Annotated in this window: 19 protein-coding genes and 4 pseudogenes; 11 read left to right on the plus strand and 12 right to left on the minus strand. The window is 39.7% G+C overall.

Annotated features, from left to right (window positions below; genetic code table 11):
* Window positions 1–64 precede the first annotated feature (64 nt).
* Window positions 65–991, plus strand: a complete 927-nt coding sequence (locus tag AC0VZ4_RS17420; protein WP_475440281.1) for a manganese-dependent inorganic pyrophosphatase — start codon at window positions 65–67, stop codon at window positions 989–991.
* Between the two features lie 247 nt (window positions 992–1,238).
* Here AC0VZ4_RS17420 and AC0VZ4_RS17425 read toward each other — a convergent pair whose 3' ends face one another.
* The 3 genes and pseudogenes from AC0VZ4_RS17425 to AC0VZ4_RS17435 form a co-directional block, all read right to left on the minus strand.
* Window positions 1,239–2,396 carry an ROK family transcriptional regulator gene (locus AC0VZ4_RS17425; protein ID WP_342863806.1) on the minus strand — a complete coding sequence of 386 codons (1,158 nt, stop codon included), beginning with the start codon at window positions 2,394–2,396 and terminating at the stop codon, window positions 1,239–1,241.
* A gap of 74 nt (window positions 2,397–2,470) precedes the next feature.
* Window positions 2,471–3,547, minus strand: a pseudogene (locus tag AC0VZ4_RS17430) (glycerate kinase type-2 family protein); the annotation flags it as partial.
* 296 nt (window positions 3,548–3,843) lie between these two features.
* Window positions 3,844–5,028, minus strand: coding sequence for a BaiN/RdsA family NAD(P)/FAD-dependent oxidoreductase (locus AC0VZ4_RS17435; protein ID WP_475440282.1), 1,185 nt, complete (start codon window positions 5,026–5,028; stop codon window positions 3,844–3,846).
* Between the two features lie 308 nt (window positions 5,029–5,336).
* Between AC0VZ4_RS17435 and AC0VZ4_RS17440 the strand changes: the two are divergent.
* The 6 genes and pseudogenes from AC0VZ4_RS17440 to AC0VZ4_RS17465 all read left to right on the plus strand — a co-directional run.
* Window positions 5,337–5,600 (plus strand): annotated as a pseudogene (locus AC0VZ4_RS17440) (peptidase S8); the annotation flags it as partial.
* 107 nt (window positions 5,601–5,707) lie between these two features.
* Window positions 5,708–7,147 carry an IS66 family transposase gene (tnpC, locus tag AC0VZ4_RS17445; protein ID WP_475439674.1) on the plus strand — a complete coding sequence of 480 codons (1,440 nt, stop codon included), beginning with the start codon at window positions 5,708–5,710 and terminating at the stop codon, window positions 7,145–7,147.
* A 4-nt stretch (window positions 7,148–7,151) separates the two neighbouring features.
* Window positions 7,152–7,628 (plus strand): annotated as a pseudogene (locus AC0VZ4_RS17450) (peptidase S8); the annotation flags it as partial.
* An 88-nt stretch (window positions 7,629–7,716) separates the two neighbouring features.
* Complete coding sequence (locus AC0VZ4_RS17455; protein ID WP_475439649.1) at window positions 7,717–8,466, plus strand: IS5 family transposase; 750 nt, start codon at window positions 7,717–7,719, stop codon at window positions 8,464–8,466.
* A 16-nt stretch (window positions 8,467–8,482) separates the two neighbouring features.
* Window positions 8,483–9,538, plus strand: a pseudogene (locus tag AC0VZ4_RS17460) (S8 family serine peptidase); the annotation flags it as partial.
* Between the two features lie 718 nt (window positions 9,539–10,256).
* Window positions 10,257–11,672: an IS4 family transposase gene (locus tag AC0VZ4_RS17465; protein ID WP_475440283.1), complete on the plus strand. Its 1,416-nt coding sequence runs from the start codon at window positions 10,257–10,259 to the stop codon at window positions 11,670–11,672.
* Between the two features lie 312 nt (window positions 11,673–11,984).
* Here the strand turns inward: AC0VZ4_RS17465 and rpmG are convergent, their stop codons facing one another.
* The 3 genes from rpmG to radC form a co-directional block, all read right to left on the minus strand.
* Window positions 11,985–12,140 (minus strand): 50S ribosomal protein L33, encoded by a 156-nt coding sequence (gene rpmG, locus AC0VZ4_RS17470; protein WP_004335545.1) that lies wholly within the window; start codon window positions 12,138–12,140, stop codon window positions 11,985–11,987.
* A gap of 11 nt (window positions 12,141–12,151) precedes the next feature.
* The gene (rpmB, locus tag AC0VZ4_RS17475) at window positions 12,152–12,388 is read right to left on the minus strand and encodes a 50S ribosomal protein L28 (RefSeq protein WP_004335549.1); all 237 of its coding nucleotides are present in this window, start codon (window positions 12,386–12,388) and stop codon (window positions 12,152–12,154) included.
* Between the two features lie 271 nt (window positions 12,389–12,659).
* Window positions 12,660–13,334 (minus strand): RadC family protein, encoded by a 675-nt coding sequence (radC, locus tag AC0VZ4_RS17480; protein ID WP_475440284.1) that lies wholly within the window; start codon window positions 13,332–13,334, stop codon window positions 12,660–12,662.
* A 142-nt stretch (window positions 13,335–13,476) separates the two neighbouring features.
* On the opposite strand from radC, the gene coaBC reads away from it, so the two are divergent.
* From coaBC to AC0VZ4_RS17495, 3 genes are all read left to right on the plus strand, one after another.
* The gene (gene coaBC, locus AC0VZ4_RS17485) at window positions 13,477–14,670 is read left to right on the plus strand and encodes a bifunctional phosphopantothenoylcysteine decarboxylase/phosphopantothenate--cysteine ligase CoaBC (protein ID WP_008138084.1); all 1,194 of its coding nucleotides are present in this window, start codon (window positions 13,477–13,479) and stop codon (window positions 14,668–14,670) included.
* Between the two features lie 111 nt (window positions 14,671–14,781).
* Entirely contained in the window at window positions 14,782–15,369 is a 588-nt protein-coding gene (gene slmA / locus AC0VZ4_RS17490; protein WP_007378613.1) for a nucleoid occlusion factor SlmA, read from the plus strand.
* A gap of 140 nt (window positions 15,370–15,509) precedes the next feature.
* On the plus strand, window positions 15,510–18,278 hold the full coding sequence (locus AC0VZ4_RS17495) for a S9 family peptidase (protein WP_475440285.1): 2,769 nt from the start codon (window positions 15,510–15,512) through the stop codon (window positions 18,276–18,278).
* A gap of 303 nt (window positions 18,279–18,581) precedes the next feature.
* Here the strand turns inward: AC0VZ4_RS17495 and AC0VZ4_RS17500 are convergent, their stop codons facing one another.
* The 5 genes from AC0VZ4_RS17500 to rplU form a co-directional block, all read right to left on the minus strand.
* Complete coding sequence (locus AC0VZ4_RS17500) at window positions 18,582–18,956, minus strand: DUF3718 domain-containing protein (RefSeq protein ID WP_475440286.1); 375 nt, start codon at window positions 18,954–18,956, stop codon at window positions 18,582–18,584.
* A gap of 78 nt (window positions 18,957–19,034) precedes the next feature.
* The gene (gene folA / locus AC0VZ4_RS17505; RefSeq protein ID WP_007378735.1) at window positions 19,035–19,526 is read right to left on the minus strand and encodes a type 3 dihydrofolate reductase; all 492 of its coding nucleotides are present in this window, start codon (window positions 19,524–19,526) and stop codon (window positions 19,035–19,037) included.
* Between the two features lie 72 nt (window positions 19,527–19,598).
* Window positions 19,599–20,756 carry an Obg family GTPase CgtA gene (cgtA, locus tag AC0VZ4_RS17510; RefSeq protein ID WP_007378734.1) on the minus strand — a complete coding sequence of 386 codons (1,158 nt, stop codon included), beginning with the start codon at window positions 20,754–20,756 and terminating at the stop codon, window positions 19,599–19,601.
* Between the two features lie 141 nt (window positions 20,757–20,897).
* A complete protein-coding gene (gene rpmA / locus AC0VZ4_RS17515; protein ID WP_002957747.1) occupies window positions 20,898–21,155 on the minus strand; it encodes a 50S ribosomal protein L27 in 258 nt (85 codons plus the stop codon).
* 16 nt (window positions 21,156–21,171) lie between these two features.
* Window positions 21,172–21,483 (minus strand): 50S ribosomal protein L21, encoded by a 312-nt coding sequence (gene rplU, locus AC0VZ4_RS17520; RefSeq protein WP_002957748.1) that lies wholly within the window; start codon window positions 21,481–21,483, stop codon window positions 21,172–21,174.
* Between the two features lie 422 nt (window positions 21,484–21,905).
* Here rplU and ispB point away from each other — a divergent pair, with 422 nt between their 5' ends.
* A complete protein-coding gene (ispB, locus tag AC0VZ4_RS17525; RefSeq protein ID WP_475440287.1) occupies window positions 21,906–22,877 on the plus strand; it encodes an octaprenyl diphosphate synthase in 972 nt (323 codons plus the stop codon).
* A gap of 85 nt (window positions 22,878–22,962) precedes the next feature.
* Here the strand turns inward: ispB and mdh are convergent, their stop codons facing one another.
* Window positions 22,963–23,895: a malate dehydrogenase gene (mdh, locus tag AC0VZ4_RS17530; protein WP_007586102.1), complete on the minus strand. Its 933-nt coding sequence runs from the start codon at window positions 23,893–23,895 to the stop codon at window positions 22,963–22,965.
* Between the last annotated feature and the right edge of the window lie 179 nt (window positions 23,896–24,074).

Consider the following 24,074-nt stretch of genomic DNA (forward strand, 5'->3'; position numbering starts at 1 on the left):
CTGTCTATATGTTAAACCGTGCAGACTTTGTTAGAATATCGGCAAATTTAAAGGAGTTCCGTCAATGTCTATGTATGTAGTGGGCCATAAAATCCCAGATTCAGATTCTATTTGTGGTGCAATTGCACTGGCTTATTTAAAAAACCAAATCGATGAGCCAGCAATTCCAACACGTCTTGGTGAAATTTCACCAGAAACTCAATTTATCCTTGATAAATTTGGCTTCGAAGCACCAGAGCTAAAATTAAGCTACGCTGGCGAAGACGTTTACATTGTGGATCACACAGAAAAAACACAAGCACCCGATGATATCGACCAAGCTCGCGTTGTTGGTGTGGTAGATCACCATAAACTAGGTGACTTAACATCATCGACTCCGCTTGAATGTTGGATTCGTCCTGTTGGCTGTTCGAACACCATTATTAAAATGATGTACGATTTTTACAGTGTAGAAATCCCTAAAGACATCGCTGGTATTATGCTGTGCGCAATTTTAAGCGACACTGTCATATTTAAATCACCAACATGTACCACTGCCGATATTAAATGTGTTGAAGCGCTTGCAGAAATTGCAGGTATAGAAGACTTTAAAGAACTTGGTATGGATATGTTCCGCGTTAAATCTGCGGTAGAAAACACACCAGCGCGCGATTTAGTAATGCGTGACTTTAAAGATTTCAACATGAACGGTAACCTAGTAAGCATTGGCCAACTAGAAGTAATCGACCTTGCTGTTTTTGACGATATTAAAGCAGACCTTGCAGCCGATATTGCTAAGTTAAAAGTAGAGGGCAACCGCCACTCTGTATTTTTACTGCTTACCGATATAATGAAAGAAGGCTCAGAAATGCTAATTGTATCTGACGATGCAAACTTAGTTGAGCAGGCTTACGGTGTAAAACCAGAGAATGATAAAGTATGGTTAGATGGTGTACTGAGCCGTAAAAAGCAAGTAGTTCCACCACTGCAAGATGCGTTTTCAAAAGCCTAATAGCTTTAACAAATAGCACTAAAAAAGCCGATATTGCATAAAGCAATATCGGCTTTTTTGTTTTTAAAATGTGTATTTCTTATACCAATTCGCTTAATTAAATAAGCTATTTTGAGGCTGGAAAAACGTGTTGATAGCTAGGCAAAAAATTCGATATTTAGTTGTTCTAAATGAGAATTTTTTAACGCAGGTAGTGACACGTTTAGCCCCGCAAAATGATTAAGTATTATTGCGGATTGGTATTAAGCTACAAACACAACTCTCTAAATGGCAATGTGGCTGCGCCAATTGATACCGGAAAATTATCAATATTAGAAACCACCAGCTTTGGCATAGGACGTTTAGCGCCACGTCTAAATTGTGCATAGACCTCCGTGCGTGCAATAACTTTTTCAGCCAACTCTTTTGGAATATGGCCACCAATAATAATCGCTTCAGCATCTAATAATGCCGAGCAACAGGTTGCCACTAAATCAAATGAGTCTTGAACTTTAAACAGCCACTCTTCAACGCCAGGCCAATCGGGGTCAAAGTTGTCATGCAGGTCGTAAATAGAAGTAACCGCTACGCCATTTTTTTTCAAAATACGTTTTAGTAATTCAAGATTAGGGTGGGCATATAATTTAGGCGGTAGCATGTCGCCAAGCTCACCTGCGTTTCCGTATGTACCGCGCAGTACGTCACCATTATTTACAATACCGCCACCAAATGCGGCCGACACAAACATATAAACAAAGTTTTTATACTCGCGTCCAATACCAGCAACACCCTCACCTGCGGCTGCACCTGTAGCATCGTTAACAACCCAAGTAGGGAGTTGAAAATGCTGCGACACAATATCGATAATATCAACCTGCGACCACTCTTCTAGCATATGGTGGGTATTCATTTTCCCATCCATTGAGCTAAAAAAGCCAGAGATACCCACGCCCATTCCCAGTACTTTTTTACTTGGAATGTCACGCTCAGCGCTTATATCTTCTACCAGCTTTTGTGCACATTTAAGCACATTATTAATGCTCATATCCGACATTAGCTGCATATGGGTGTAAACCACCTTTCCCGTAAAATCCATTACAGCAAGCGAAATAGCATCAAGCAAAATAGCTAAGCCAAAGGTAAATCCGTAATCGGGATTAAGGGCAATGCCAAACCCAGGCTTACCTTTTTTATTAGGAATTAGCGTATCAGTTTGTACAATTACACCGTGTTGGGTTAACGACTTAAGTAAACGCGACACAGTTTGCTGTGGAATACGAGTTGCGCTCACAATATGACTTTGAGTTACGCACTTTTCCCAAAACACCACTTTTATAATATCGCGCTCAATATCTTGAAATAGTTTTTCGCCTTTTCCAAGCTCAAAACCAGAGCGTAATAAGTTACTGTTGTTTAACGAAAACATAGGTATTAACCCTAACAAAATTGGAGCACAAGATTACGTGAAACCATTATAAAGAACAAGTGGGCAAACTGCGCCTACTCAATCACTATCACTCTAAAATCATTCACATTTGTGTTAGTTGGCCCAGTAATAATTAAATCATCAATGGCTTTAAAAAACTGATGGCTATTATGACCTTCTAATTGTGCGTGTAAGTTTTCGCCTGCATCTTGTGCGCGAGCAATCGTACTGCTATTTATATACGCACCCGCTACATCTTTACTACCATCAACACCATCGGTATCACAAGCAAGTGCGTAAATACCCGCTTCGCCATTAAGTACCTCAGCCAACGCCATTAAGTATTCTTGATTGGGCCCGCCATCGCCATAAACATCAGCAACAGTTACTGTAAGCTCGCCACCAGAGAACAGCATAACGCGCTTGCCTTGGGCTTTTTGCTCAAGAGCAATAGCCGCATGTTGCTTTGCAACTTCTTTAGCCTCGCCTTGAATATCATACCCTAGTACCTGGGTCTCCCAGCCTTCGTGCTGTGCAACACTTATAGCGCTATCAATAGCATGCTGCGCATTTGCAATAATAAAGTACTCACCCACAGTATCAGCAACTCGTTCTTGCTCTGGTTTTAATAAATGCGCTTCAACCTCTGCCATTACTGGCCAATTGTACTTTTGTAAAATAGCCAGTGCAGCGGCTTTAGTACTGCCATCGCTAATGGTAGGGCCTGATGCTATATCACTTGGTTTGTCCCCTACTACATCTGAAATAATGAGCGTAACGTAATTCGACTTAGCGGCCTGCGCTAACTTACCGCCTTTAACAAGTGACAACTGCTTACGTACTACATTTATTTCATCAACGCTTGCACCACTTCTAAGTAAAAACTGATTAAGCTTTTGCTTTTGTGAAAAAGGCACATCATCAACAGGTAGGCACATCAACGACGAACCGCCCCCCGAAATAATAAACAAAATAGGAATATCAGCCGGATTATTTCTTACAAGCTCCAATAACTCTTTGCCAGCAGCTAAGCTGTTATCGTCTGGTGTTGGGTGGTTTGCACTAAGCACTTTAATTCGCCCAGTATCACCGCTACTTTCGTAGCCATAACGCGTTACCACTGCGCCAAAACATTTATCACCATAAAAGCGAAGCGATATTCAAAACCTAAATACCTTAAAGACTTTAATGTTTTGCATGCTCCACAATCATTTGTATACTTGTAAGTATTCCCCTAAATTTGAATAAAAAGTATGACTTAAATGTATGCTTTTTATTCAAATATAAACGCACTTTATCACTTAAACTATGACAAGTTAATATAGCTCTATAATTCACTATTTATAAGCCTTTCAAGCACTCGCCATAATTTAAGTCGCACATTTCACCAAGGTTAAGGGGTGAAGCGATCACCCCAAGGTTACAAATTTTATTGTCTCTGCACAACCTATGCATACTGCCCACAAGCAAATCCACAGCTCCACGCATACTGAAAATTGTAGCCCCCTAACCAACCCGTTACATCGGTTACTTCGCCTATAAAGTATAGGCCTTTGGCTTTTTTAGCTTCAAAGGTTTTTGAGCTCAACTCGTCGGTATCTACACCGCCCAATGTTACTTCTGCTGTTCTATAGCCTTCTGTGCCATTGGGTTTAATTTGCCAAGCGTGAATGTAATTTACTAACTCATCTATTTGAGCATGTGTAAGCTGATTAATATTACAATCTGGTATCGCTTTGCTTTCGTGCAGTATTTCTATAAAGCGTTTAGGTAAAATAGTCGCAAGGCTATTTTTTAACGACTTTTGGGCTTGCGTTTCTCGCCAATCAGCAAGTTGCTGCCTTAAATCAATTTCAGGTAATAGGTTTATAGTTACAGCCTGCCCTGCTCGCCAAAATGAGCTTATTTGCAATATTGCTGGGCCCGATAACCCTCGGTGAGTAAAGAGGATATTTTCTTTAAATACGGTGCCGTCTTCGCTTGAAACTTCACATGAAATGCTAATTCCCGAGAGCCCTTCAAAACGCTCTTTATCATGCTGATGCAAAGTAAACGGCACAAGTGCAGCCATAGTTGGTAACACGCTTAAGCCAAACTGCTCTGCAATTTTATAACCTATTGGTGTAGCCCCTAGTTTTGGCATAGTTAAGCCACCTGATGCGACAACTAGCGACTCACAGCTTAATGTTTCTTGCTCTGTGGTAACGCTATAGCCGGTTTCGGTTTTTGATACGCTGATCACTTCATTGCGTAGCTTTATATTTACCCCTGCCCACTCACATTCGGTCAGTAAAATATCAACAATGTCTTGTGCATTGTTATCGCAAAATAGCTGGCCTAGTGTTTTATGGTGATACGCTAATCCGTGCCTGTCCACCAGCTCAATAAAGTCATGCTGTGTATAGCGACTTAAACATGATTTAACAAAATGAGCATTTGCGCATAAGTAGTTATCGGGGGTTGCATTTTCATTTGTAAAATTACAACGCCCACCACCACTTATTAAAATTTTACGACCTGGTTTTTTCCCCATATCAAGTACTGTAACGCTTCGGCCACGGTATCCTGCTTGCGCTGCACACATTAATCCTGCAGCTCCCGCACCTATTACTATTACATCTACTTGGGTCATTTATTTATCTCGTTAAAATTTTTTTCGATTATAGCAAAGTTTAACAACAAACAGCGCGCAATCATTATCAATAATAACGCAACAAAACAAACCAGAAAAACAACCAATAATATTAACAAATCATAAAAAGCACGAAACACCTTAAAAACAACGACAAAAGTATTAAAAAATCATTAAAGTTCTTAGTTATAACCAAACAAAATACATAAAACGAAATTAATACTTTAACTTTATTAACAAATACTTTACCTTTGTTCCTACATCGTGAGCATTAATCACGAAATTACTAATAAAATCTAGGAAAAATTATGACAACAAGAAAAACTTTTCAAAAGTGCGCTATAGCTTTAACTGTAAGTACGCTTTTTTCAGCAACATCAAGTATGGCAAATCCAGCTCAAGCAATTGCTCCTTCAATGGCTGAAACCACAGCAAAACTACAAATCCAAAGCGGTTTTGAAACCCAATTCATTATTAAATATAAAAATAACAATAATGAAATAGCCACTTTTTCAACAGCGAGCGCTAACTCATCAAATATGAAACAACGCGCTCAACGTTTTGTTAAAAACTTGTAACTATTCACCATGGTAAATTATTTTCAAAGGATCTTTTTTAACTATTGACCGATCCCGCCAGTATGCCAAGCTAGGGCTATGACCTAATAGCCCTAGCTTCAATGAATTTAAACAGCATCAACATCGACGAAATCGTTGAGAAAACCAAAGCTCAATTACAAGAAGGTAAAACTCTCACGCCTGCGCTGAAGATGTCTATTGAACTCATTCTGGTTGTCGTTGTTATGTTAGCAAGTAAATTAGGACTTAACAGTAACAATAGCAGTATCCCGCCATCAAAAGACATCAACCGAAAAAAACAAAACAAAGAGAAATCAGCCAAGTCAGCGGGTGGTCAAAAAGGCCGTGCAGGTAAAACACTAACCCAAACACAGACGCCTGATGAGATCAAAATCATCCTAGTTGAACGTGATTTTTTACCGAAAGGTCACTACCGTGAAATTGGCTTTCAAAAACGACAGGTTGTCGATATAGATATCAGGAAAGTGGTCACTGAATACCAAGCACAAATTCTGGAAAATGAGCAAGGTAAGCGTTTTATTGGTGAATTTCCAGAAGACGTTAACAGTCCTATTCAATATGGGGTTGGTGTAAAAGCCCATGCAGTTTACCTATCCCAATATCAATTACTCCCTTACAACCGCATTGAAGAATATTTTTGTGATCAACTCGGTATTCCAATCAGTGCGGGTAGTTTATTTAACTTTAATGAACAAGCAGCGGCCTTGGTAAAGTCCTCCGGCGCAGAAGCCGCGCTCAAGAAAGCCCTGAAAACGACTTATCAAGCCTTACACGTTGATGAAACGGGGATTAATATAGGTGGTAAACGACGATGGCTTCATGGTGCATCAACGACGTGGTGGACGTATTTTTACCCGCATGAGAAAAGAGGGAAAATAGCGATGGATGACGCCGATATTTTACCTCACTTTACTGGGGTACTATGCCACGACCACTGGAAACCGTATTATCAATATACACAGTGCCAACATGCCTTGTGTAATGCACATCATATCCGAGAGTTAGAAAGGGCATGGGAGCAAGACGGTATGCAATGGGCAAAGGATTTGCAAACCCTACTGACTGAAATCAATAAACATCAAATAGATAACCCCGAGCTAGATGCAGACACAAAAGCTCACTATATAGAGAAATATCAACAAATATTGGCTCAAGGTGACATTAAATGCCCTCCACCGGATAGAAACAGCCGAGTAAAAGGCCAGCGAGGCAGATTGAAACGAACAAAGTCTAGAGCGTTGTTAGAGCGGTTAAGAGATTATCAAGATGATGTCTTACGGTTCATGACGGAAACAGCGGTGCCTTTTAGCAACAACCAAGGTGAGAATGATATTAGGATGACCAAGGTTCATCAAAAGATATCTGGGTGCTTCAGAAGCATGCAAGGTGCAGAGATGTTTTGTTTAATCAGAAGCTACCTCTCGACTTGCAGAAAACAGCATGTATCAGCAAGCCTAGCCCTTGAATTACTCTTCAAAAATCAGTTACCTGATATATTTATTGAAAATGTGGCTGAATAGTTACAAAAACTTTTCGTCTAAAAAAGGGAAGGTAAAAGGTAAATATGTACGTGCAATGGCACTTAATAATCACCATGTTATGCGTGCAGACAAGAAGCTAAATGCAGCCGAAGCGCAAGAGTTTATGCAAGACGTTATTGCTTCTGGCAATGTTGAATACATTGAAGTCGATCAAATGTTGCAACCTTTTTCGACACCTAATGATCCTCGCTTTGATGATCAATGGCATTACTACGAGCAAGCGGGTGGTCTAAACTTGCCAGCAGCATGGGATACAGCAACAGGTAGCGGCGTAGTGGTCGCGGTGCTTGATACAGGCTACCGCCCTCATGCTGATTTGAATGCAAATATTCTCCCTGGTTACGATATGATTTCTAACTTGTCGGTAGCAAATGATGGCGGTGGTCGTGATAGCGATGCTCGCGATCCTGGCGATGCGGTTGCAGCAAATGAATGTGGTTCTAACGGTGCACAAAACTCTAGGGGCTGTTGATCTTTGTTTGAATTTTGTGCGTAAGCGGTAATCTCGTATAATTTACTTCGCCAAAAACAAACCTTACGAGATTACCATGCCCCGATTAATGCTCACTGATAAGTTGTGGTCGAAGCTAAAATCAATTTTGCTTGAAGATAGAGTTTATAACAAGCTTGAACACAGACAAACGATGGAAGGAATTTTATATCGCTTACGTGTTGGTTGCCCATGGCGTGACCTCCCTGAGTGTTTTGGTTTATGGAATACTATTTACCGCCGATTTCTACTTTGGTCTAAAAAAGGAATATTAATAAGGTTGTTCAAATCATTATCCGCCAATAGTGACACTGAGTGGGAATTCATTGATGGCAGTTATGTTAAAGCACATCAACACAGTACAGGTGCTGCGTCTCAACAAGAACAAGCGATAGCATTAAGTCGTGGCGGTAATACAAGTAAAATTCATTTAGCTGTTGATAGTTATGGCTTACCAATTGAATTTATTATTACAGGCGGCGATGTTCATGATAGTAAAGTGGCAAATGAACTGATTGAATTATTGCCCCAAGGCGATTTTGTTATCGCAGACAAAGGCTATGATAGTGAAGTCATTAGAAATAAGGTTCGAGAGAGAAACTCAAGCCCAGTGATCCCTAGAAAGAAAAACTCAAAAACAGGTAATGGTGATATTGATTGGTGCTTATATAAATATAGGCATTTAGTTGAAAATGCCTTTGCAAGGCTAAAGCACTTCCGTGCTATAGCGACAAGGTACGATAAATTGAAATTACAGTTTGAGAGTATGTTAGCGCTGGCATGTGCAATGATTTGGCTACCAATGTGAAAGATCAACAGCCCCTAGCTGGCATGGTACGCATGTTGCTGGCACAGTTGCTGCTGTCACTAATAATGGTGAAGGTGTTGCTGGCGTTGCTTATAATGCAAAAGTAGTTCCTGTTCGTGTGCTTGGTAAGTGTGGTGGTTTAACATCTGACATTGCTGACGGCATTATTTGGGCATCAGGTGGAAGTGTTTCAGGCGTTCCTGCAAACTCAAACCCTGCAGATGTAATTAACATGAGTTTAGGTGGCAGCGGTTCATGTAGTTCTACAACGCAAAATGCGATTAACACAGCACGTAGCAATGGCACCGTTGTGGTTATTGCAGCTGGTAACGATAACGACAACTCAGCAAACTATAATCCAGGTAACTGTAGCGGTGTAGTAAACGTAGCATCGGTTGGGCGCAACGGCGGTCGCGCTTATTACTCAAACTACGGTAGCAATATTGATGTTGCAGCACCTGGCGGCGCACAAAGTTTTGCAAACGACTCTGAAGGCGTTCTATCAACTTATAATACAGGTTCGTCAACACCTTCAAGCGATAGCTACGGTTTTTCACAAGGTACATCTATGGCAGCTCCTCATGTTGCTGGTGTTGCAGCACTTATTAAGCAAGCCAAACCAAATGCTACGCCTGATGAAATAGAAAATATTCTAAAATCGACAACGCGTTCATTCCCAGCTTCATGTAATAACTGTGGCACTGGTATTGTAGATGCAGCAGCCGCTGTTGCTGCAGCAAGTGGCGGTACGACAACAACACCACCTGCAGCCGGTGGTGGCTCAGTAAGTGATGTAAGTGCTAATGCTGGTCAATGGAAACATTACACCCTAGATGTACCTGCCGGTATGTCTACATTTACCGTAACAACATCAGGTGGGACTGGCGATGCTGACTTATTTGTTAAATTTGGTAGCCAACCAACAGCATCAAGTTACGACTGCCGTCCATATAAAAATGGTAACGCTGAAACATGTACATTCTCAAGCCCACAAGCAGGAACATGGCATTTAAGCGTTAACGCTTACAGCACATTCTCTGGCTTAACTCTTACCGGACAATATCAGCCATAATTTATTGAAACAACTCCCTGAGAGCAAAGGTCAAGCTGAAAAGCTTGGCCTTTTTTTATTTAAAAACAATTTATAGCAACTCGGATTATGCCAATCTGCTTATATGGGTTTATTTAACGATAAGATAATTGCGCAATAACAAGGTGAAGTATGACATATAGTTGTTATCACTAATTGCTTCGTGCCTTACTTTATCTCCTACATCCATACACTCGACTATGAATCATTTTTAATACGGTGAGCAATACCAACCCGCAATAATACTTAATCAATTTGGAGGATTAAATCTGACGCTAACTGTGTTAAAAATTTCTGATATAGGACAACTAAATAATGAAATTTTTGCCTTGTTATCAACACGGTTTTCTCACCTCAAAGTAGATCACTTAATTAGGGTATGTTGTTCTTTCAAGGTTAAATTTGCAGTAGCCTGTTTGGTATTTGAGCAAGGCAGAGCCTATGCAGTGTGGTTATTCCCCATAAATGGGCGATAACGTAGCATTAATGCCAAACAGGCGCTGCCCAAAGGGTTCTTCCTAGGGGCTATTTATTCTTTGTTGCCTGCATGGATGTAGGTAAGGGGCGTGAGCAGGACGCTTAAGCTTTGCTCGGTTTTTACTTATTCTTACATGGATGTAAGCCTGTCTCTTATACACAAGTCTTTGAATATCGTTAAGTCTGTGATCTAATCGATCATCATCACTCATAGATTTATCATATGCACACAAACACTTCTGAAGAATGGGCTCAATTAATTTTTGGTAATGCTAATTTAGGAGATCCGAGACGCACCCGACGATTAGCTCTACTAGCAAGCGATATGGCTGAGAATGCAGACAGCTCAATTGTTAAGGCTTCTGATACACCCGCAAAAATTGAAGCCGCTTATCGTTTCATTAGAAATGAGAAAATATCCCCTCAAGCGATTGCCGATTCAGGATTCTCACAAACGAGTGAAGCGGTAAAGCAGTTGCCTTTGGTTCTCGCTATCCAAGATACGACAGGATTGACATTTAAACACAGTGTTTGCAAAGAATTAGGCGATGTGAACTGTGCAAATACATTAGGAAAACCATCAAAAACAAGAACGCTATATGCGCATTCAACTTTAGCAATTGATGCAGATACGGAGCACGTTATTGGTTTACTCGACCAGTCCTATTGGTTTAGGAAATCAAAGGTTAAAGGGACTAAAGATCAACAACAGCAACGCCCTTACGAAGAGAAAGAAAGCTATCGCTGGCAACAAACATTAATGGATATAAAAAAACGTACAGGTGAATTATCAAATATACTTAACATCTGCGACAGAGAAGCTGACATTTATGAGTACATGACTTACCAAAAAGATGAAGGGCATCGATTTTTAGTCAGTGCAAAAGAAAATAGAAAATTAATAGAGCCTCAATGCAATCTCAATCAGTTAATAGAAACAGCGCAGGGTCAGTGTTGTTACACTATTAATATAGCGCAACGTGCGGGAAGAAAAGCGCGTCAGGCCCGAATTACATTGAGCTATCAACCTATAACACTCGCCAAGCCTAAGCGAGTACAAGGGCAAGAATCACCGACATTGAGCGTCAATGTCATTGTCTGTCAGGAAAAAGAAAGTACGCAAAAAAATCCATTATGTTGGATTTTATATACGACAGAGCCCGTAAATACAGCAGAAGATGCCCAGAAATTAGTAAGATACTATGAACTTCGCTGGCGTGTAGAGGAGTTTCATAAAACATGGAAAACAGATGGAACCGAAGTAGAAGATTTACGTTTGCAGCACAGTGATAATATTTTACGAATTGCGATCATTAAGGCGTTTATTGCTGTCAGGTTATTACAGCTGCAAAATATGGCGCAAAGGAGTGAATTAGACAAAGAAGTGAGATGTACAACTTGTGTTAAAGAGATGACGTGGAAATTACTATGGGCAAAGGTTGAAAAGGATGTGTTGCCGGATAAAGTACCGTCTCTCCATTGGCTATACTATAGTTTAGCGAAATTGGGAGGGTGGTATGACAGTAAAAGAAATGGTCGAGTTGGCGTAAAAGCACTCTGGAAGGGGTGGTTGAAATTAGCAGAAATGGTCGAATCTGCCGAATTGTTAATATCAATTCAGCAGACAGAAAAGTTGTGATCAAGAGACAGGGATGTAAGCCTGTAGAGTAACGCAGGAGCAGTTACCGAGCCCACTAGGTTACAAATCTCGCGCCATGATTAAATAGCCCCTAGTTTGAACAAATTTTAATCCGCAAAGATCAACAGACCCAAGAAAATTGGTATAATTAAGAAATTAAAGCTATGTAATTAACCTGAACTCTGGATAATAAATCTATCTCAAGCAGAGTTCAGGTTAGTTAATTATTCAAACCAATATTAAATTACTTAACCACAAAAACAAAAAACCCAGCCTAGGCTGGGTTTTTACATTCTAAAAGAAGAACTAAAATTACTTAATTTTAGCTTCTTTAAAAAGAACATGTTTACGAATCTTTGGATCAAACTTTTTGATTTCCATCTTCTCAGGCATGTTACGTTTGTTTTTGTCAGTAGTGTAGAAAAAACCAGTACCGGCAGTTGAAACTAAACGGATTTTATCGCGCATGATTCAGATCCTTAAACTTTAACGCCGCGAGCACGGATTTCTGTAAGAACCGTGTCGATGCCTTTTTTATCGATAATACGCATACCTTTAGTAGTAGTGCGTAATGTTACAAAACGTTTTTCACTTTCAACCCAAAAACGGTGTGTTTGTAGGTTAGGTAGGAAACGACGTCTAGTCGCGTTTCTCGCGTGTGAACGGTGATTACCAACCGCTGGACGCTTACCTGTAACTTGACATACTTTAGACATGTCTATATATCTCCAATAACTTCGCTCGAGCTTAATTTAATCTAAGGCCGTGTATTTCTGCCCTAGAGATAAATCGAAGGGCGCTCTTTATACAGCTTTTACAGGCAAAGATCAAATACTGATCTATCCAACCAGCTCATATGTAAATTTGATAGCGGCCAATTATAAAGATCGAATGCCCTTAGGGAAAGTAAAAACTGCATTTAAATTAAACTAATTTGCCAAAACGTATTAAACAGCTCATTTTTAGCACATTTATCTATCTAAGGAGCTAAATTAGGCCTCGCTCAGCAAACGAAACACAAGTTTCACCGCCAACAATGATGTGATCGAGCACACTTATGTTGACCAATTGCAACGCTTGTTGTAATTTATTAGTGATGAGTTTATCTGCTTGGCTTGGCTCTGCAATGCCACTTGGGTGATTATGGGCAAAAATAACAGCAGCCGCATTATTCTTTAGCGCAGCCTTTACCACTTCACGCGGATAAACACTGGCAGAATTAATTGTGCCATAAAAAAGTATTTCGTCTTTAACTAAACGATTTTGACTATCGAGATATAACACCATAAACACTTCTTGCTGCAAACCACGCATTTGAATTGTCAGGTAATCGTAGACTGAATTTGGCGAATTAAATACGGCGTCTCGTTGGCAACGTTCCTGCATGTAACGTTGACTTAACTCAAGTACAGCTTGTAGCTGCACATACTTAGCAGTTCCTAACCCCTTTTGAGAGCAAAACTCTTCAATACTGGCGTTAAATAAATTATGCAGTGTTTTATTTTCATTCAATAAATGTTGAGCCAGCTCAATAACATTCATACCCGGTAACCCAGTACGTAAAAATATAGCTAGAAGCTCTGCATCACTTAATGCTTTGGCCCCTTTTTCAATGAGCTTTTCACGAGGGCGAAGCGAATTAGGTAGTGCAGTGAGTTGCATTATTCATCCTTGAGGAGCAAAAGTGTTCTATAAATGTAATGCAAAATTCAAATTTTGCCCGTTATTTTAGTATTAAAACTTAGCTCAATAAGCAAAGATTTGTTATTTTAGACACAATATTAAATAAGACTGATAAACAACCATGATCACTTTAACGAACAAAAAAATTGTACTTGGCATTAGCGGTGGTATTGCGGCTTATAAATGCGCTGAGCTAGTAAGGCGATTAAAAGATTCTGGTTGTGAAGTAAAAGTAGTCATGACTGAATCCGCTAAGCACTTTATTACACCATTGACTATGCAAGCTGTAAGCGGCGAAATTGTCTCAGATTCATTATTAGACCCTTCAGCCGAAGCTGCAATGGGCCATATTGAATTTGCAAAATGGGCTGATCTAATTTTAGTTGCTCCTGCAACGTGTAATATTATCGCCAAAATGGCCGCTGGTATTGCTGATGATTTACTAACTACGCTGCTACTGGCGACACCTGCAAAAGTAGCTGTTGCGCCAGCAATGAATCAACAAATGTATGCCCACGCAGCCACACAGGCTAACTTGGCAACGCTAAAGGCACGTAACGTACTTATTTGGGGGCCAGGCAAAGGCGAGCAAGCTTGTGGCGATGTTGGCGCAGGACGCATGCTAGAGCCACATGAACTTGTCCAGCTATGTATTACAAAAGAGCACCCACAACTGCTTGTTGGCAAAACAATTACAATAACAGCAGGTCCAACGCGAGAGCCACTCGATCCGGTGCGTTTTATATCAAATCACAGCTCAGGGAAGATGGGCTACGCACTTGCAGAAGCGGCTTTATTACTCGGCGCAAAGGTTAACTTAATTTCAGGCCCTGTAACTATAAAAGCCCCTACTGGCGCAAATCTTATTAATATAGAAAGCGCTGAGCAGTTATTAACTGAATCACTTGCTTACGCGCCACAATCAGATGCTTTTATTGGCTGTGCTGCTGTTGCAGATTACCGAGCTGCAAATATTGCGACTCAAAAAATGAAAAAGCAAGGCGACGAACTCACACTGACTTTAACTAAAAACCCTGACGTAATTGCTGCTGTTGCTAATCTTAAGCAAAACCGCCCTTATACAGTAGGGTTTGCCGCTGAAACACAAAACGTAGAAAACTACGCTAAAGGTAAACTAAAAAACAAAAACCTAGATATGATTTGCGCTAATGACGTGTCAAAAAGTGGCTTAGGGTTTAATTCCGATCATAATGCTTTAACACTGTACTGGCATAATGAACAACTAGAATTACCACCAACAAGTAAAACAGAAATAGCTCGCAAGGTGATCGAACAGCTGGCCAAACATCTATAAAAAGGCTGGAAACAAACTGAATAAAACATTAACATACGCCATTCATTTGAACAAAAAATGACTAGGGTTCTTAACTGCGCCACTAAGAATAACTAATAAAAAGGAATGTTCATGCCTGCGACAAAAAGAAGTAATCGCAAAGAGCAAATACTGCAAGCACTCGCACAAATGCTAGAAACCAGCCCTGGGCAACGAATCACTACAGCTAAGCTAGCTGCTGAGGTAGGTGTATCTGAAGCTGCGCTATATCGCCACTTTCCGAGCAAAGCACGTATGTTTGAGGGCTTAATTGAGTTTATTGAAGATACTCTTTTATCGCGCATTAACCTTATTTTAGAAAACGAAAAAGAAAGCCAAGCACGTATATATAATATTTTATTGCTGCTACTCACATTTGCTGAAAAAAACCCAGGTATTACACGTATTCTAACTGGCGATGCTCTGCAAGGTGAACAAGAGCGATTACGTGAGCGTGTACAAAGTTTTTTTGAAAAACTAGAAACTCAGTTTAAACAAGTACTTCGTGAGAGAAAGCTTCGTGAAGGTAAAAACTTTCAAAGTGATGAGCTTACGCTTGCAAACTTTTTACTTGCTTACGTTGAAGGAAAAATGAATCAGTTTGTACGTAGCGACTTTAAAGTTAAACCAAGTACTCAATTTGAAAAACAATGGCTTGAGCTACAAAAAATTTGGCTGTAATGTTTGCTAAATTAATAAATTAAATACGATAAAACGACCTACGGGTCGTTTTATCGTATATAGCTGCCATTTATCTGATCCGCTCGAATTATGAACCAAACTCGTTACAATGAAACAATGTCATAATACGAGAATCAATAATGAAAACAAAACTCACCTTATTAAGCACGGCACTCATTGCCAGCTTAACTAGCACCGGCATACACGCCAAAGAATCGCTACAATTTAAAGACGTATTTAGTTTTAAATCAGCTAAAAGCACGCAACTATCTGACAATGGCCAAGTACTCACTTTTAGTGCAACGCCGTATCGTGGAAATGCAACTGGCCAAGTTTACTCACTACAAAGCAATACACTCATCGCAGAAGTAGAACGCGGTACAAAGCCTCATATTAATAAGGCCGCTAACTGGGTCGCTTTTACACAAGTACCTACCTTACTTGAAAAAGAAACAACCAAAAAAAAAGACACACTTAAAAACAATCTGGTACTCGTAAACACACAATCAGGTGCTCAACAAAGCTTTGCTGATGTAAAAGATTACACGTTATCTGATGATGGTATGTGGCTTGCTTATCGTTTAAATAAAAAAGACGATGACGCAAAAGTAGAAGATAAAACCGATAGCGCTAAAAACGAAGAAGACAACGCTATCACGCCCGATAAAAAAGATAAGAGCTATCCACTTGTTATCGTAAATTTATCTGATAAACGCAGCCATACAATAGAAAACGTATTTAGCTACGCTATTAACTCAGCTAACAGCCAGCTATTAGTGAGTCAAAGTTACAGCGACGGTAATAACAACCAAATAGCGTTAATTGAGCTAAGTGACTTTAATAGCAGTGTATTAATTGATGAACCGGGCGTAATCGCAAATAAAATAGCGTGGCACCCAACTGACAATATTGCAGCATTTACATTGGGTAACTATGTAAATGATGACACGCGCCGTCGAAGCTACACTTTACAGCTATATAAAAACGAGAAGTTTGCAACTATAGATTCACCTAATAAAGCATGGACCCTAGGTAAAACAGCATACCTTAAATGGTCAGAAAATGGCGAGCGCTTATATTTTGAAAACCATCCAAAATTAGCAGCTAAAGTAAAAGCCAAAGAATATACCGACGAAGCCTCATTGTACGACTTTGATACCATACGTGAACATAAAGGTTTAGATGTATGGCACAACAACGATGCGCAAATAAAACCGCGTGAAGAACAGCAATGGAACGAAGTTAATAAAAACCGCCATTACAGCGCGGTATATCACGTTAACTCGCAAAAAGTGGTACAGCTCAGTACCACTAATATGCCTGAGGTTGCACTAAACCCTCAGCGAGATGTATCTTTACTTGGCTCATCTAACATCCCCTACCTAGAAAAAATAATGTACGGCGGTTTTTTTGCTGATTACTTTGCAGTAGATATAAATACCGGTAAACAAACTCCAATTATTAGCAACTACCCGTTTAGACCGAGCCTTGCCCCTAATGGTGAGTTTGCAGCTTATTTTAGCGACAGCCAAATACAGTTAAAAGATTTAAAAAATAATAAAGTAACATCGCTTACAAAAGCGATTCAGGCAACCTTTGCTGATGATAAACACGACTACCCATCTACTCAACCTGGTTATGGTTTTGCTGGTTGGATGACCGATAGCAGCCAAGTGCTTGCTTATAGCAAATACGATATTTGGGCATTTGACGTAAAAACTAAGCAAGCTAAACGCCTAACTAATGGTAAGCAAAGCAATACGCAGTACCGTGTTATTAAGCTTGATAAAACCCAAGTGGGCTTTAAAAAAGACGATACATTACTTGTCTCTGCTATTAACTTACAAACTAAACAAAGCGAAGTTGCAAAACTCGACTTAACCACTAACACAATAACCAAAGTACTTAGTGGTAATAAACGCTTTGATGTAGTTAAAAAAGCCAAAAAAGCTGACAAGTACTTGTTTACCTCACAAACTTATAGCCAATTTCCTGATTACTACCAAACAGACTTTAGCTTTAATTCACCAAAACAAGTGACCACCCTAAACCCAGAAATTAGTAATTTTGCGTGGGGCGAAAAGCCAGAACTAATAAGCTATAAAGGCTTTGATGGCGAAGACTTACAAGGCGTACTAATAAAACCAGCGGGATATAAAACAGGCGATAAAGTACCTGTAGTTGTGTATTTTTACCGTTACATGAGCCAGCGTATGTATGACTTTCCAAAAATGGAGTTAAACCATCGCCCTAATTTCCCTCTGTTTACCTCAAACGGTTATGCTGTATTTTTACCTGATATTCGTTTTGAAATAGGTCACCCGGGTAAATCGTCAACACAAACCATGATAAACGCCACCCAAAAGCTTATTGATTTAGGTATAGCTGATAAAAATAAAATTGGCTTACAAGGCCACTCATGGGCAGGTTATCAAAGTGCGTTTATGATAACCCAAACAGATATGTTCAAAGCAGTTGTATCAGGTGCACCAGTATCAAACATGACCAGTGCTTATAGCGGCATTCGATTAAAATCGGGTCTTGCTCGTCAATTCCAATACGAAACAGGGCAAAGCCGTATAGGTAAAAACTTATTTGAAGCACCAGATCTGTACATAGAAAACTCACCGGTGTTTTTTGCAGACAAGGTGAATACGCCTATTTTGATAATGTCTGGTGATAAAGATGATGCCGTACCTTGGCATGAAAGCGTCCAGTATTATTTAGCACTTCGTCGTGCAGGAAAGAACGCCACCTTCTTGCAGTACGAAGGCGAACCGCATCATTTGAAAAAGTTTCCTAATCAGGTCAACTTTTCAGTGCGTATGATGCAGTATTTTGATCATTACTTAAAAGGTAAACCTGCTGCTAAATGGATGGTTGAAGGTGAGGCCTTTATTAAAGAGTAGTACCAATCTGCATAGAGTTAAATAGACCTCATATCTAAACAGGTTGGTATAATACCAACCTGTTTAAATCTTTGATCAATTTAACGAATTAAATTGCACTATAACGTCGTTAAAAATTTTTTATTTAGAACACTAGATACAAAAATTTTTGCCTAGTTCTAGCGTAATTTTCTTAACGTTAAATAGACCCAATATATAAGCAGATTGGTATAAGATAATCGGCTTTTTATTGAAAAATCACAGTTACATGATTTTTAGTTACAAAAAAACCGCGTATGAAACGCGGCTTTAAATGCTTTTTAATTACAGACCAGCACGGTCTTTAATTACAGCAATAAGTGGTGAACCAGCATGGTTACTTTCAGCCCAAGCGATATCTGCGCCATCAGCTAATGAACTTTTTGAAAGGTTTTTAACAATGTATTCACCAGTGCCTACTGCATTGCTTGCAACTGCATGGCGTAATAAATTATTACCATTACATTGTATTGCATCGTAGATATTACGAATTTTTACACGAGAACTTTTAAGTTTACTACGTAAACGGTTTTTATCGTCCGCTGCTATATACTCGCAAATAGATACAGCTAATTGATCTTCAGCGTTTGCAGGCGCTACATACGAAAATGAACCTACTGCGATAGCAGTAACAATAACTAGCTTTGGTAATTTAAACATGAAAAACCCTTTATGGTACTTTTTACCTATGTTGATTGGTTAATATTGTACCAACACACGTAGATTTTCGCAATAATGTTATTGAATTTTATATAAAGTTACGAATTTATAACTAGATTTGTTTTTATTATCAGGCTGCATACTTAACTCTTCTTTAAGCTCCCATTTAGCTATTTTTTGATAATCTGGGAATTGTGTATCGCCTTCTACATCTAAATCTATAAACGTTAAATATAAGCGTTCTGCACGCTCTAAAAACTGCTGATAAATATTTCCACCACCAATGATCATTACTTCTTCAGCGTCAGAAACTAAATTCAATGCGGCCTCTGGTGTTGCTACCGTTTCAATTCCATCAGCTTGATACCCAAGATTACGAGTAATAATAATATTACGTCGCCCAGGCAGAGGACGTCCGATAGATTCAAAAGTTTTACGGCCCATAATTACAGGCTTACCTGTAGTCACTTTTTTAAAATGCTGAAGATCTGCAGGTAAATGCCATGGCATTTTATTATCTAGGCCAATTACACGGTTATTTGCCATTGCTGCAATCATTGAAATTATCATATTAAATACCTAGTACTTTATTTTTAAACAAAGAAAAAGGAGCATAAGCTCCTTTTTATAAATTCTATTTAATTAGCGCTCGTAGACAACTTCTACGTCGTAATCATCTTCATCCCAGTCGTCCCAATCATCATCATTGCCCTTACCTTTAGTGGCTTTTTCATGATAGGTATCCCACTTGAATTCAATCTCTTCATCTTCAACCTGTACAAACTTCTCTTTAGGCATGCTATCGAGTAGTGTCATTATGTTGTGAATTAAAGGTTGAGTATTGAGTTTATTAATCGCTGAAATGTGATAAATATTTTCAGTTTCGCCCAGTTCTTCTGCAATAGCTTCACATAACGCTTTTGCTTCGTCCTCTGGTAATAAATCTATTTTATTAAAAACTAACCAACGTGGCTTCTCAGCTAATTTAGGGCTGTATTGATGTAACTCGTTAATAATCGAGAATGCATTATCAACAGGGTTTGAACCATCTACCGGCATTACATCGATAATGTGTAATAACACACGACAACGCTCTAAATGCTTCAAGAAGCGGATGCCTAAGCCTGCACCATCAGATGCACCTTCAATTAAGCCTGGTATGTCAGCTATTACAAATGATTTATTCGCTTCTGGACGCACTACACCCAAATTAGGAATAAGCGTTGTAAACGGGTAATCAGCTACTTTAGGCCTTGCTGCTGATACACTACGGATAAACGTAGATTTACCTGCGTTAGGAAGCCCTAGTAAGCCTACATCCGCTAATAGTAGCAACTCTAATTTTAAATTACGTACTTCGCCTTCAGTACCCAAGGTTTTTTGACGAGGTGCTCGGTTAGTACTTGATTTAAAACGTGCATTCCCCAAGCCGTGGAAACCACCTTTTGCAACCAAAATACGTTGACCATGTTGCGTTAAATCACCAAGTCCCTCTTGGGTATCAACATCCATGATACGAGTGCCTACAGGCACCATAACAAATAAGTCATCGGCTTTTCGGCCTGTACAGTTACGGCTACGACCGTTAGTACCACGTTCAGCTCTATGGAAACGCTCAAACTGATAATCAATGAGGGTATTTAAGTTTTCATCAGCTTGTAGATAAACACTACCACCGTCTCCACCGTCACCGCCGTCTGGTCCACCATCTGGAACATATTTTTCACGACGGAAAGACACGATGCCGCTGCCACCGTCTCCAGCTTCTGCGCGAATTTCTACTTCATCTACAAACTTCATGATTACTCACTTTAGGGATTGGCTTGTTAATTTAACTATTATATACCGAAGCCAAGCTGATTGCAGGCTTGGCTTGGGTATATATTTTTTTCTTAAAACAAAAAACCCCGCAAAGGCGGGGTTTTTTAACTACCTTACTGATTACTCAGTTACGATAGTTACGTATTTACGGTTTAAAGGACCTTTCTGTTCAAACTGAACTTTACCATCTGCTTTTGCGAAGATAGTGTGGTCTTTACCGATACCTACGTTTGTACCAGGGTGGAAACGAGTTCCACGCTGACGAACAATGATGCTACCCGCTAGAACTGATTCGCCACCAAAACGCTTAACACCTAGGCGTTTGCTTTCTGAATCGCGACCGTTACGAGTACTACCAGCTGCTTTTTTATGTGCCATTTCTAAGTACCTCTAATTAAGCGCTAATGCTAGTGATTTTAACTTCAGTGAACCATTGACGATGGCCCATTTGCTTACGAGAATGCTTACGGCGTCTAAATTTAACAACCTTAATCTTCTCACCGCGACCATGTGAAACAACCTCAGCTGTTATCTTGCCACCGTTTACGAACGGTACACCGATCTCGATTTTCTCACCATCAGCAACTAAAAGTACTGAATCAAATTCTACTGCCGCACCAGTTTCAACGTCTAATTTTTCAAGACGAATCGTTTGACCTTCAGTCACACGATGCTGTTTACCACCACTTTGGAAAACCGCGTACATAATTAACTCCGTCTGTGCACCCTCAAATCGGTGCAACTAAAATATTCTTCGATAGGGCGCGAAGTTTACGCTAACGCGAAATAACTAGCAAGCCTATTTTGTAATTAAAATGAATAAAAAGTAGCTGCATTGAGAGTAATTCAATATTTCCCCCAGTTTATATTAATTGACCCTTTTGCCAAGTGCTTTTTAGCTGTTAAGTGAAATAAGTTAATGCGCTTAAATAGAGCTCTCGCTGTATAATATCTAAGCGCGACTCAGACTGCATATTGGTTATCTATTAATCAGTTATCTCAACCAATTAAGCTCTTATTCAGTACTTTAATAGTGTTTTTTCAATCAATCGTCACAAAATATCGAGCTAGTGCATTTTTTGTTGTACAATCTGCGCCGTTCACACATAAAAATTGGCTCGGAGATCAATGGATATAAAAGCTATCCAGGCGTTAATCGAAAGCGATATGAATGACGTCAATCAACTTATACATGCGCAAATGCGCTCAGATGTGGCGTTAGTTAATCAGCTTGGTTTATATATAGTTAGCAGTGGCGGCAAACGTGTTCGTCCAATGCTCGCAATTTTAGCAGCCAAGGCGCTCGGTTATCAGGGTAAAGATCACATAACACTTGCAACAATTGTTGAGTTTATTCATACAGCAACGCTATTACATGATGATGTTGTAGATGAATCAAACTTACGACGTGGCACGCCTACTGCAAATGCTGAATTTGGTAATGCTGCTAGCGTATTGGTTGGTGACTTTATTTACACTCGCTCATTTCAGCTTATGGTTGGCCTTGGAAAAATGCAGGTTATGCAAGTACTTGCCGATGCAACAAACATTATTGCTGAAGGTGAAGTATTGCAGCTAATGAACTGCAATGACCCAGATACGACTGAAGCCAGCTATATGCAGGTTATTTACTCTAAAACGGCTAAATTATTTGAAGCAGCTACAGGCCTTGCTGCCATTATCACAGAGCAAGACCAAGCGACACTTGATGCACTAAACTTATACGGTATGCATTTAGGCACCGCGTTTCAGTTAGTGGATGACGTACTCGATTACAATGCAGATGCTGAGCAGCTAGGTAAAAACATTGGCGATGATTTAGCTGAAGGCAAACCAACCCTTCCGCTTATTTATGCTATGCAACATGGTAGCGAGCAGCAAACGCAGCTCATTCGTGATGCAATAGAGCACAGTAATGGTATGGAGCATTTAGAAGAAATTTTATCTGCACTAAAACAAACTAATGCGCTTGAGTTTACAATGCAAAAAGCAGAGCTTGAGGCCGAAAAAGCCATTGCCTGTTTAGATTTTTTAGCTGAGTCTGACTATAAGCAAGCACTTATAAGCCTTGCCCGTATTGCGGTTGACCGCGACCACTAGTTTTAACTAGTTACACAGTGTGACATTAATTCTGAGCAACAAAAAAGCCTGCAAATGCAGGCTTTTTTGTTGCTTAAACCGGCTATTACGCCATGAAATCAACACCTTCTTTAATGTCTTTTTTCAGAGTTTCAAGCATGTCATTTTTTGCTTTTGTTTCAAATGCGCTTAGTTCGCCGTAAGAAAGAATTTCTTCTACGCCGTTTTTACCTAAACGTACTGGATGTGCAAAGTACTCTGCATCGCCATTTTCAACAGCAACGTAAGCGTAATCTACAACTTCTTCACCTTGTAGGCCTTTAACTAAAGACATACAAAAACGCGCTGCAGCAGCACCCATCGATAGCGTAGCTGAACCACCGCCTGCTTTAGCATTTACAACTTCAGTACCCGCATTTTGAATACGTGGAGTAAGTGCAGCAACTTCTTCATCAGTGAAAGAAACACCTTCAACTTGAGAAAGTAGAGGCAGAATCGTTGTGCCTGAGTGACCACCAATTACTGGTACTTTTACAGTTGCTACGTCTACGCCTTTAAGTTCAGCAACAAATGCTTCTGAACGAATAACGTCAAGCGTAGTAATACCGAATACGCGTTTAGCGTCGTAAGTACCTGCTTTTTTGAATACTTCAGCAACAATTGGAACTGTGCCGTTTACTGGGTTAGTAATAATACCGACTAACGCTTTAGGACAGCTGGCAACAATGCCTTCTGCTAAAGTTTTGATAATACCAGCATTTACATTAAATAAATCAGCACGATCCATACCTGGTTTACGTGGCATACCCGCTGGGATAAGAACGATGTCAGAGCCTTCAAGCGCTTTGTTTAGTTCATCTGCGCCAAAGCCTGCTACTTTAACATCTGTTGGGATGTGAGAAAGGTCAACCGCAACACCTGGTACTACTGGTGCAACATCATAAAGTGATAATTCAGAGCCAGCTGGTAAGCCTGTTTTTAATAATAAAGACAACGCTTGGCCGATACCGCCTGCAGCACCTAATACAGCAACTTTCATTGGAATTCTCCGTCATTTGAGGTAGGAAATATTTGTGGCTCTTAAGATAATGAAATTAGCGACTAAAAACAAATTTATCCTGTCTATTTCAAGTATATTTTCGACCATAGTCGTAAACTTTTGTGATTTAACGCATCAAACTGGCAAGTTAACTAAACAACTGCTGCATAATTATTCAT

The organism is Pseudoalteromonas sp. QJM3NY_22 (genome assembly GCF_056173065.1).